The 234-nt window shown below is 64.5% G+C and carries 1 protein-coding gene; it reads right to left on the reverse strand.

Annotation, left to right across the window (positions count from 1 at the left end; genetic code table 11):
* Window positions 1–234 (reverse strand): HNH endonuclease (locus EIK80_RS25905; RefSeq protein WP_125159740.1); only part of this gene is annotated, 234 nt, incomplete at its 5' end.

Genomic DNA, 234 nt, shown 5'->3' on the forward strand with positions numbered 1-234 from the left:
TCAATCGGGTTCGTCGTCGTCGTCTTGGTTGTGGAGGAATCGTTCGGGGTGGTGGAAGGTGTTGGTGCGGGGTTGGCCGTGGTCGAGGTGGGGTGGTGGTAGCCATTCGGTGTGGCCGTGGGTGTTGTTGTGGGTGGTCCAGCCTTTTTCGGCGAGTCGGTTGTCGGGGCCGCAGGCCAGGGTCAGCTCGGTGATGTCGGTGCGTCCGCTGCTGGTGCTTGGTGACGGGCGCAC

The organism is Caulobacter sp. 602-1 (assembly GCF_003931565.1).
Classification (GTDB): Bacteria; Pseudomonadota; Alphaproteobacteria; order Caulobacterales; family Caulobacteraceae; genus Caulobacter.